1 protein-coding gene is annotated in these 13104 nt (G+C 34.2%); it reads left to right on the top strand.

Annotated elements, in window-relative coordinates; all coding sequences use genetic code 11:
• The first annotated feature begins 9 nt into the window (after positions 1 to 9).
• Complete coding sequence (locus BLW23_RS00155) at positions 10 to 13071, top strand: non-ribosomal peptide synthetase (RefSeq protein WP_093667236.1); 13062 nt, start codon at positions 10 to 12, stop codon at positions 13069 to 13071.
• Positions 13072 to 13104: the final 33 nt, after the last annotated feature.

Consider the following 13104-nt stretch of genomic DNA (forward strand, 5'->3'; position numbering starts at 1 on the left):
CAAACAAACATGGACATTATAAGTTTTTTACATAGACTTGATAAGGAAGGTATAAAGCTGGTTTTAAAGAATGGGGCTTTAAACATTAAGGCAAATGCTGAAATTAATCCAGAAACAATACAAGAACTAAAATCCAATAAACAACAAATAATTGATCATTTAAAAGCTTATGAGGAAGAAGGAGCAACGAATGAATTGCAATTACCAAAAATAACCGCCTATAATAAAGAAAACATAGATCGTATTCCTTTATCATTCAATCAAGAACGATTATGGTTTTTAGACCAATTAGATGGAAGTGTTGAATATCATATGCCAACGGTTATCCGTTTAGAAGGAGCATTAAATATACCTATGTTGGAGCAGGCTTTTAAGACCATTGTAACGCGTCATGAGGTGCTTCGAACAAATATTCTGGCCGATGAAGGCAAAGGATATCAAGAAGTTGTTAGTGCAGATAACTGGTCTTTAGATCAGGTTAATGGTGCCGACGAAAGTACATTGACTGAAACTTTGGTTAATTTTATCAGTGTTCCTTTCAATTTAGCTGTAGATTATAAATTTCGTGCATGTTTGTATCACTTAGAAAACGACAAGTACGTATTGGCATGTGTTTTTCACCATATTGTTAGTGATGGATGGGCAGAAGGAATTTTGATAAATGAATTCATGACATTGTATAGTGCTTTGCAGGCAGGTAAGTCAATTGAGTTACCTGAGTTAACATTGCAATATTCGGATTACGCAATTTGGCAGCGAGAGCATTTAGAAGGTGAAATTTTAGACAATCAAATAGCATACTGGAAGAAAAAACTAGAAGACGTTAGCACGTTAACATTACCTAAAGATCATAAACGCTCGGCAATTTCAAACAAGGAAGGAGCAAACTTAGTTTTACAATTAGATAAAAAACTAAGGGATAATTTACAAGCTTTATGCAATCAAGAAGGAGTAACATTATTCATGTTATTATTATCGGCTTTCAAAGTATTATTATCTCGCTATAGTGGTCAAAGCGATATCTGTGTTGGAACCCCAGTAGCGAATCGTACACAGTCTGATTTGGAAGGAATGATTGGTTTTTTCGTAAATACTTTGGCCTTGCGTACTGATTTAGGTGGAAATCCAAGTTTTAAAGAATTACTGAAGAAAGTAAAGGCAACAACCTTAGATGGCTATGATAATCAGTTGGCACCTTTTGAAAAAGTAGTTGACACTGTACTTACTGACAGAGACATTAGCATAACTCCTTTATTTCAAGTGATGTTTGTCTTACAAAATACATCGCCTGCTATATCAGAAGGAGGAGAAGCTTTAGATTTAGGAGGAGTTGAAATTTCAGGATACGGATTTGAAGGGAAAACCGCTAAATTCGATCTTACACTAGATATTTCTGAAAGTGATTCTGGTATAGTTTTAGACATGGCATACCGAACAGCGTCGTTTGATGAAGCTACAATAATGAGAATGTTGGCTCATTATGAAAACTTATTGACGGCTATTGTCGATAATATTAGGCAGCCAATTCATGATTTATCATTATTAACTTCAGAAGAAGAAAATCAGCTGTTACACGTTTATAACGATACATCATTTGAATATCCAAAAGGATTAACAATTATTGATTTTTTCAAGGAAAATGTAGCGAAAGCTCCGAATGCAATTGCTGTGTCTTTCGAAGGGAAAACGATAAGCTATCAAGATTTAGATAAGTATTCTAATCAACTAGCACATTATTTAGTAGAACAGGGAATTCAACCTAATGATTTTCTAGGTATTTGCATGGATCGTGGTTTAGAATTGGTGGTTGCTATTTTAGGAACCCTTAAAACAGGTGCTGCATATATACCAATAGATCCGACATATCCAGAAGACCGCATCAATTATATGCTTTCAGATGCTAGTATAAACTTAGTATTAAGTGATGCAATGAGTAGCGAGGTGTTGACTGAAAGCGAGGAATTTTCAATCATACGTATTGATAAAGATTGGGATAAAATTACTTCTTATCCAGAAACAAGTATAAATGTAAACATAACGACTGATAGTTTGGCCTATGTAATTTATACTTCTGGAAGTACAGGGAAGCCCAAAGGAGTTATGGTTGAGCACCGAAACTTAGTTCATTTATGTTTTTGGCATCAATCGGCATTTTCAGTAACAGCTTCAAGTAGAGGAAGTTTATTTGCGGGAGTAGGTTTTGATGCAAGTGTTTGGGAGATATTCCCATATTTATTGGGGGGAGCAAGTTTATATCCTATTACAGGTGAAAATCGTTACGACTTAAAGTTGTTTTCAACGTTTTTAAATGAAAATAAAATAACACATGCATATGTGCCTACGTTGTTATGTGAGAATTTTATAGATGCAGATATCTCTTTACCAAGCACAACAATTTTAACAGGAGGAGATGCCTTGTCTTTAAGTAAAGAAACATCTCTTACAATTTACAATAACTATGGACCAACAGAGGCAACAGTAGTTGCTACCTATTGTAAAGTATCTCCAACAGATAGTAGTAATGAAAAACCTCCAATAGGAAAGCCAATTAGTAATGCACAAGTTTATATTGTTGATTCAGCAATGAACGTATCTCCTGTAGGAGTGGTTGGAGAATTGTGTATCGGAGGTTCAGGAGTGGCCAGAGGTTATTTAAACAGGGAGGAACTTACTAAAGAGAAATTCGTTAGTAATCCATTTAAAGAAGGAGAAAGAATATACAAAACAGGCGATTTGGTACGTTGGTTACAAGATGGAAATATCGAGTTTGTTGGAAGAAAAGATACACAGGTAAAAATTCGAGGATATCGTATTGAGTTAGGAGAAATAGAAAGCGCATTATCAAATTTAGATTCGATAAGTCAATCATGTGTTTTGGCAAAACAAGATGCAAATGGAGTCAAACGTTTAGTTGCATATGTAGTTCCAACAGACGAACTAAATAAAGAGAAAGTTCAACAAGAATTAAAAGAAGTTTTACCAGAGTACATGGTTCCTTCTATCTTGATTGAGTTAGATGAAATGCCATTAACATCCAATGGAAAACTAGATAAAAAAGCATTGCCCGAGCCTGATGGAGCAATGTTATCTACTAAAGAATACGTAGCTCCAAGAAACGAAGTAGAAGAGCAGTTAACACTTATTTGGCAGGAGTTATTAGGTGTTGAAAAAATTGGTGTATACGATAACTTTTTTGAATTAGGAGGTCATAGCTTGTTAGTAGTTCAGCTTATAGCAAGGCTACAAAAAATAGATTATTATATTCAAGTTAAAGATCTTTTTTCAAATCCAACAATTGAATCTCTGAGTAAAAAAGTATCATCAGAGGGTGAATTTTATGAAGTTCCAGCGAATGGAATAATAGAAGGTATCGATAGTATCACACCAGAGATGGTTCCTTTATTGGATTTTGTCCAAGAAGATATTGATAAGGTAGTATCAAAAATACCTAATGGTGTTGCCAATATTCAGGATATTTATCCTTTATCTCCGTTACAGGAAGGAATCCATTTTCATTATTTAATGAGTGATAAAGAGGAAGGTGATCCATACGTTTTATCTGATTTGTTAGTGTTTACAGACCTAGAAAAACGCACTTCATTCATAGAAGCATTACAATTTGTAATGAATAGACATGATGTATTACGTACATGTGTTTTAAGTGATGGTTTACCAAATGCAGTTCAAGTAGTATTGCGAGAGGTAGAGTTATCTATAGAAAACCTTGATATTGATGCATCGAAAGATGTTTTAGAAGAATTGCAAATACTATCAGCTCCAGGAAATCAATGGATGGATGTTTCAAAAGCTCCTTTATTGAAATTGAAGTTAGCAAATGACGAAGAGAAAGGGCATTATTTTTTATGGGTTAATCACCATCATTTATTATTCGATCATGTCGGATTAGACAAAATAATCGAAGAAATAGCAATTTACTCAATAGGACAGGAAGCAAGTTTACCAGAACCTGTTTTATATAGAGAGTTTATAGGTCATACGTTACATTTACAAGCATCAAACGACAGCGAATCTTATTTTAAGGAATTACTTGGAGATATTGATGAACCAACATATCCGTTTGATTTATCAAACGTTCAGGGAACTGGTGGTAATGTAAAGGAATCAATTGCAAACTTACCTGAAGAATTAAGTTTAAAAGTCCGTAATGTTTGTACGACTCTTGGAGTAAGTCCAGGAGTGTTGTTTCATGCAGCTTTCGGAATGGTTGTAGGAAAATGCAGTAATAAGGAATATGCGCTTTTTGGATCATTGTTATCAGGGCGTTTACAAGGTAGTGCTGGAGCCGCAGATTCATTAGGTCTTTTTATTAATACATTACCATTCTTTACAGAACTCAAAGGAAGTGTTTCGGAATATATTTTAGAAGTAAAGAATGCATTAGGATCGCTATTGACTTATGAGCAAACTCCATTATCTTCTGTTCAAGGTTGGAGTGGAGTTTCTAATGAGGTACCATTATTTAGTGCTTTATTAAATTTCCGTCATTCTCCTTTAGTAGCACAAGAAGAAGTTTCGGAAGATTCGGTTGATCTTGGAATGGGGCTTGTAGAAGCACATGAACGTACAAATTATCCTTTCTCTTTGGATGTTGATGATTATGGAACCGACTTTGCACTGAAAGTACAAGTAGATGAAAGTTTAAGTTCTGAAGCAGTGCTTTCGTATATGGTAGAAGCAATAGAAGGATTGGTAACGGGTGTAGAAAAACAAAAAACCGTATCTGAAATAACAATTTTACCTGAAGAGGAGAAAATAAACATATTAGAAGGTTTCAATAATAATGAAGTAGAATATCCATTTAATGAAACAGTTGTTGAATTATTTACAAAGCAAGTAGAAAGAACACCGAATGCAGTCGCAGCAATTTTCGAAGGACAGAACTTAACTTATAAACAGTTGAATGAACGTTCAAATCAATTAGCACATTACTTATTAGAGAAAGGAACTCAGTCAGAAGAATTAATAGGTATCTGTTTAAATCGTGGTCTGGAGATGCTAATTGGTGTTTTAGGAATTTTAAAATCCGGTGGAGCTTATGTTCCCATGAAACCAGATTTTCCAGAAGATAGAATAGCCAGTATTTTGGAAGATACGGCATGCAATTTATTAATTACAGATAAAGCAAGTCAATCATCATTAGCTTCATTTGATAATCTTGAATTAATAGTATTGGATGACAAATCCTTAATTGAATTGAATCTCCCAATTACATCGGTAAATGTGTCTATTAGTTCGAATTCTTTAGCCTATGTTATTTATACTTCTGGAAGTACAGGTATTCCTAAAGGAGCAATGATTGAACATGCAGGCTTGTTAAATCATTCATTAATAATGGTAGATGAACTAAAAATGACGAATAAAAGCGTTGTTGCATTCACAGCTCCATTTACATTTGATATTTCTGTATGGCAAATGTTAAGCGGATTATTATGTGGAGGAAGTATAGCCATCTATAGCGAGGATATGCTTTTAGATATTGATGGTTTTCAAAACTCTCTTTTTGAAAATGAGGTAAGTCATCTTCAATTAGTTCCATCATATATTTCTAATTTATTAGAAACGGATACAGTTTCAGAAGGATTGTCGAATCTAGCATATTTCTTAGTTACGGGTGAAGCAGCGACAAAATCCTTATTAGATAAATGGTTCTCATTATATCCATCAATTCCAGTAATAAATGCATACGGACCAGCAGAAGCTTCAGATGATGTAACCTTGCATATTATGTACGAATCACCAAAAGGTGCTGTAGTTCCTATCGGAAAGCCAGTAGCAAATATGGATGTGTATGTTGTTGATGCATTCAATAGTTTATGTCCAGTAGGAGTGGTAGGAGAATTATGGACTAGTGGAATTGGTGTAGGAAGAGGGTATTTAAATCGAGAAGAACTAACGAAAGAAAAGTTTATTGAAAATCAATTTAAATCAGAAGGAGGGCGTTTATACAAAACAGGCGATTTAGGGCGTTGGCTTCCAAATGGTACATTGGAGTTTGTTGGACGTTCTGATGACCAAGTAAAAGTTAGAGGGTATCGTATCGAGCTAGGAGAAATAGAAAATGCATTATCTGTTGTATCAGGAATTCAACAAAGCTGTGTATTAGCGAAAAAAGATATAAATGAAATTAATCATTTAATAGCTTATGTTGTTGTTGAAGGATCGCTAAATAAGGAAGCGATACAAGAAGAATTGAAATTGAGTTTGCCAGATTATATGGTTCCAATGATCTGGATAGAGTTGGAGGAAATGCCATTAACACCAAATGGGAAGTTAGATAAAAAAGCGCTACCAGAATTAGACGGAGCTACATTATCAACCAAAACATTTATTGCTCCAAGAAATGAAAAAGAAGAAAAAGTAGCTGCTGTTTGGAGAAAATTGTTTGCTATTGATAGAATAGGAATCAATGATAATTTCTTTGAATTAGGGGGGAATAGTTTATTAGTTATTAAATTAATCTCTAAACTCCAAAATGTTGGGTTTAACATAGGGATTAAAGAAATCTTCTCAAATCCTACTATTGCAGGTATCAGTGAAAATTTATTATCTGGAGCATCAATCTATCAGGTTCCTCCAAATGGAATAACAGTAGATACTAAAGAGATTACTCCAGAAATGGTTCCTTTATTAGATTTTGAACAAAAAGATATCGATAAAGTGGTGACCAATGTTCAGGGAGGTATTGGTAATATTGAAGATATTTATCCTTTATCGCCATTACAAGAAGGAATCTATTTCCATCATTTAATGAGTACGAAGGAAGAAGGAGATCCTTATGTGCTACCACATTTACTAGCATTTTCAGATGAAGAAAAACGAAATTCATTTATTGATGCATTGCAATATGTAGTAAATCGCCATGATGTATTGCGTACAAGTGTAATTAGTGAAGGTTTACCAAAAGCGGTTCAAGTTGTGCATAAAGAAGCACAACTATCAGTAGAGAAATCGATTATAGCTGATGATGTTGAAGATGTTATCGCTGAATTGAAAAGAGAAAACGCACCAGGTAAATTATGGGTTGATGCTTCAGAAGCTCCATTGATGAAACTGAAAGCAATAGATGATCCTAAAAATAACGGCTATTACTTAGTGTTATTGGAGCATCATTTAATGTTTGATCATATTGGAGTTGAAAAGGTTGTTGACGAGGTTACTATGTGCTTATTAGGAGAACATTCGAATCTTCCAGAACCAGTTTTATATAGAAACTTTATAGGTCATACATTACATCTACAAAAAACAAATGATAGTGAGGCTTATTTCAAAAACATCTATACAGATATTGAAGAACCTACCTATCCATTTGAATTGGTTGATGTCAAAGGAACAGGAACAAGTATTCAAGAATCTAGAATAATTTTACCAGAGGAACTTTCTAAGAGTATTCGAGAAGTAAGTACTAAATATGGAATGAGTCCTGCGGTGTTATTCCATGCTGCATTCGGATTGGTTATTGGAAAATGTAGTAATAAAAACCATGCTATTTTCGGGTCTTTATTCTCGGGTCGTTTACAGGGTTCTTTAGGAGTAGAAGACTCTTTAGGTATGTTTATTAATACCTTACCATTTTTGGCTCGATTAAATGGAAATGTTGCTGAGTACATAAACTTAGTTAAGGAACACTTAAATGGATTATTATCATACGAACAAACACCATTATCAAGCATTCAATCATGGACAGATATTCCAAATGATGTACCTTTTTTCAACGCCCTATTAAACTTCCGTCATGGAAATCTTTCAACAACAAATGATAGAGAAACGGAGCCTGTTGATTTAGGGGTTTATATGATTAGTAGTGAAGAAAGAACAAATTATCCATTTAGTTTAAGTGTTGATGACTATGGCGATGCTTTTGGTTTAATTGCTCAAATAGAAGAAAGTATTCCTGCAGATCGCGTCACTTCTTACATGCGAGAAGCGTTAATTCAATTGTTGGATGGATTGAATAAGGATATAAATGTAACTGACTTATCCATATTAACTGAGAAGGAAGAAGTACAATTATTAAAAGAGTTTAATGAAACTCTTATTGAGTATCCTGAAGAAAAAACAATTATTGATTTATTCTCAACTCAAGTTGAACAAAATCCAGAAGCGATTGCTGTAGTTGACAGAGAAGAAAAGTTGAGTTATAAAGAACTTGATGAGCTTTCGAACCAGTTATCGAACTACATTTTGGCCAATTACACTATTAATAATGAAACTTTCGTAGCAGTAACATTAGAAAGAAGTAACTGGTTAATAGTTTCGTTTTTAGCAGTGTTAAAATCTGGAGGAACTTACGTGCCAATAGATCCATCATATCCAGAGGAAAGAAAAGAATATATTAAAACAGATAGTAATAGCAGCTTTGTTATTGATCAAGCGTTTTTAACATCTTTCAAAAAAGATATAGATAAATATAATAACTCTACACCTGAAGTAATTGTTAAGGCGAATGATTTAGCCTATGTTATTTATACTTCAGGAAGTACAGGGAAACCTAAAGGAGTAATGATTGAGCATTACAGTATTATAAATACCATACTGTCGCAAATAGCTAATTTCTCTATTGATAACAATGACAATTGTTTACAATTTGCGAGTCCTTCATTTGATGCTTCTATTTGGGAAATAGGAATAGCTTTATTAAGTGGTGCTAGTTTGTGTATTGTAAGTGAGGAAGGTAAATCGGATGTAGCGTTGTTTAAAAAGTTCATAGAAGAACAAAGAATTACGTTTGCAACCTTACCACCTGCATTTTTACAACTATTGGAAGTAGAAGATATACCAACCATAAAAACACTGGTTACTGCAGGGGAAGCAATTCCATTAAAATTGGCAAAAGCTTTTTCTGAAAGCTATAATTATATAAATGCTTATGGACCAACGGAAACGAGTATTTGTGCGACAACATTCAATGGAAAAATAGGAGACCTTGTCCCAATTGGAAAACCAATTCATAATACGGAAGTATATATTTTAAATGACTCAAATGAGTTATTACCTTCTGGTGTAGTTGGAGAGCTTTGTGTTGGAGGAAGAGGTGTTGCTCGAGGATATCTTAACAGAGAAGAACTTACCAATGAGAAGTTTATTAAAAATCCGTTCAAAGAAGAAGAACGAATTTATAAAACAGGCGATTTAGCCAAGTGGTTATCAGATGGGACCATTGAATTTGTAGGAAGAAAGGATAATCAGGTTAAAATACGTGGATATCGTATTGAACTTGGAGAAGTAGAGAATGCATTGGCGACTTTAACAGAGGTAAATCAATGTTGTGTACTAGCAAAGAACGATGTTGGCGGGAACAAACAATTAGTTGCCTATGTAGTTACTAAAGGCGATTTTCATAAAGAAAGTTTACAAAACGAGCTTCTCAAAACATTACCGGAGTATATGGTACCTATGATTTGGGTGGAGTTGGAAGGAATTCCGGTAACAAGTAATGGTAAACTAGATAGAAAAGCATTACCAGAACCAGATGGTTCAATGTTGTCTACCCAAGCATATATAGCTCCAAGAAATGAAACAGAAGAGCAGTTAGTAACGATTTGGCAAGAATTATTGAATATCGAAAAAATTGGAGTTTACGATAATTTCTTTGAATTAGGAGGCCATAGTTTATTAATAGTTCAACTAATATCTCGATTACAGGGAATTGGTTATCACACTACAGTAAATGATATCTTTTCAGAGCCTACAATCGCTGGAATTGCTGAAAAAGTATTGTCTGTTGATGCAATGTACGTAGTACCTGCAAATAAGATAACAGAAAATGTAGATCAAATTGTACCTGAAATGCTTCCTTTATTACAAGGTTTTGATCAAGAAAATATTGAAAAAATCGTAGCGCAAACTAAAGGAGGTATTGCCAACATTCAAGATATGTATCCTTTATCTCCACTACAAGAAGGAATTTATTTCCATTATTTAATGAGTAATGAAGAACAAGGAGATCCTTATGTTCTTCCAAATTTATTATCATTTTCAAGTAGTGAAAAACGATCAGTATTTATAGAAGCACTGCAATTTGTTGTAAATCGTAATGATGTTTTACGTACTGGCGTGATAAGTGAAGGTTTACCTCAAGCGGTGCAAGTGGTACTTAAAGAAGCAACGCTTCAAATAGAGGAGTTAACTTTTGATTCGGGCATAGAAATAGAATCAGAATTAAAGAAAATGTTAGAGCCTGGTAAAAACTGGATAGATCTTACCAATGCACCAATACTACAGTTAAAATCGGCAGATGATACTGTATCGGGTAAATATTACTTATTAATAAATCAACATCACTTAATTTTTGATCATGTTGGTTTAGAGATAATTATTTCTGAAATCGAAATGTATTTAGCAGGAAAAGCATCAATGCTTCCAGAACCAGCATTGTATAGAGAATTTATCGGTCATGTATTACACTTACAATCTGAAAACGATTCAGAAGTTTATTTCAAAGAATTATTCGAAGATATTGATGAACCTACCTATCCTTTTGAGCTAGCAACCGTTCGAGGTAATGAAGGCACAATTAAAGACGCAAATGTTGTGTTATCTGAAGAATTAACAGAAGAAATTCGAAAAGTTAGTGTTGAATTAGGAATAAGTCCAGCTGTTTTATTCCATGCTGCGTATGGAATTCTTGTCGGAAGATTTAGTGGTAAAGAATATGCGGTATTCGGATCATTATTTTCAGGTCGCCTTCAAGGATCCGTTGGTGCAGCGAACTCACTTGGATTATTTATCAATACGCTACCTTTCTTAGTTGAGTTAAAAGGAAATGTAACCGGGTATATTCAAACAGTAAAACAAACATTAGGTGATTTGCTACCTCATGAGCAAACTCCATTACCAAGAATACATGGTTGGTCAGGTATTTCTAATGATGTACCATTGTTTAGCGCATTATTTAATTTCCGCCATTCAGAAATTTCAACAGAAGAAGTAGAAGCCCATGGTGATATGATGGACTTAGAAATGGATTTGATAAGTGGTAATGAAAGAACGAATTATCCTTTTGGAGTATATGTTGATGATTATGGAATAGGGTTTGGAATAACGGTTCAGGTTGACGAAAGTATTGATCCTGAAAGTATTCTTACCTATATGCAAGAAGCTCTAACTGGACTGCTAAGTGGATTGAAATCAGAAGAAACAGTAGCAATAAGCAGAGTAGGTATATTACCTGAAGAGGAAGAACTTCAACTTAGAGAAGAGTTTAATACTGCCGAGGTAAATTATCCAAAAGATAAAACATTAGTAGACTTATTTATAGAGCAGGTAAAGGATACTCCAAATGCTGTTGCAGTAGTTTATGAAGGAGTAGAATTAACATATAAAGAATTAGATAAGAAATCGAATCAATTAGCACGTTACCTAAGAGAAGAAGGAGTGCAGTCAAATGATTTAGTGGGAATTTGTTTGGAACGCAGTCTGGAAATGATTATCGGTATTTTAGGAATCTTAAAGTCGGGAGGGGCATATGTTCCTGTTGATCCAGATTATCCAGAAGATCGTATCGATTATACTCTTACAGATGCTGGTATCCGTTTGGTATTAAGTAGCGAAGCAAGCAAACAATCTTTAAAAAGTAGAGATGAATTAACAGTGGTTTCTCTAGATGGAGATTGGAATGCTATTTCAGAATTTTCTACACGAAAATTAAGCTACAAAGGAATGACGCCAAATGACCTCGCCTATGTAATTTATACATCAGGAAGTACAGGGAAGCCTAAGGGCGTATTGATAGAGCATATAAATGTAGTTCGTTTGTTCGTCAACGACGAGTGCTTGTACGATTTTTCTTCGAACGATGTTTGGACTCTATTCCATTCATTTTGTTTTGATTTCTCAGTTTGGGAAATGTATGGAGCTTTATTATTTGGAGGGCGATTAGTAATTGTACCGAAAGCAGTTACGAGAGACATGGCTTCTTATACACAATTGTTAGTAAACGAAGGTGTCACAGTTTTAAATCAAACACCAAGCTCGTTTTACACGCTACAAGAGGAATTTTTAACAGCAGATGTAACTTCAAATGCCATTCGTTATGTGATTTTTGGAGGGGAAGCATTGAATCCTACATATCTAAAAGAATGGAAAGAAACCTATTCTGAATGTAAATTAATTAACATGTACGGTATTACCGAAACTACGGTTCATGTTACTTATAAGGAAATTACTTCAGCTGAAATTTTAACACCAGCAAGTACCATAGGTACAGCAATTCCCACATTGAGTTGTTATGTGGTTGATAACCATTTGAATTTGGTTCCAAAAGGAGTAATTGGAGAGCTGTGTATAGGAGGAGCTGGTGTAGCGAGAGGCTATTTGAATAGAGAAAAGCTTACAAATGAACGATTTGTTTCAAATCCATTTAGCAACGAGGATAATTCGAGACTTTATAAGTCAGGTGATTTAGGTCGTTGGTTACCAGATGGTTCAATTGAGTATGTCGGAAGAAAAGATCATCAGGTTAAAATCAGAGGATACAGAATTGAATTAGGAGAGATAGAAAGTGCATTATTAGCCATTGATACTATAAATCAATGCTGTATATTAGCGAAGGAAGATGCTACTGGTACAAATCAACTAATCGGCTATATTGTTGTTGAAGGAGCATTGGATAAAGAATTTTTGCAAGAAGAATTAAAAGAAAGCTTACCAGATTATATGGTTCCTACCATATGGATAGCACTAGATGCTATGCCATTAACATCTAATGGGAAATTAGATAGAAAATCATTACCAGATCCTGATGGTAGCATGTTCTCAACAAGAGAATATGTAGCTCCACGCACCGAGATCGAAGAACAATTAGTTGCTATTTGGCAAGAATTGTTAGGTCTCGAAAAAGTAGGAGTGTATGATAATTTCTTCGAATTAGGAGGTCATAGTTTATTAGCGACTCGTTTAATTTCAATTGTCAACAAAGAACTAGATATAAAAATTGAAATCGTAGACATTTTTGAATTCGATTGTATAGAGCAATTAGCAAATTACATAGGGGTAATTTCTCTTAACAAAATTGAAGATGAAGATGAATACGTTACTACAATTAGTTTATAAACAAGAATCAAACAAACAAGAATCAACCAACTT

Source organism: Tenacibaculum sp. MAR_2009_124 (genome assembly GCF_900105455.1).
Classification (GTDB): domain Bacteria; phylum Bacteroidota; class Bacteroidia; order Flavobacteriales; family Flavobacteriaceae; genus Polaribacter.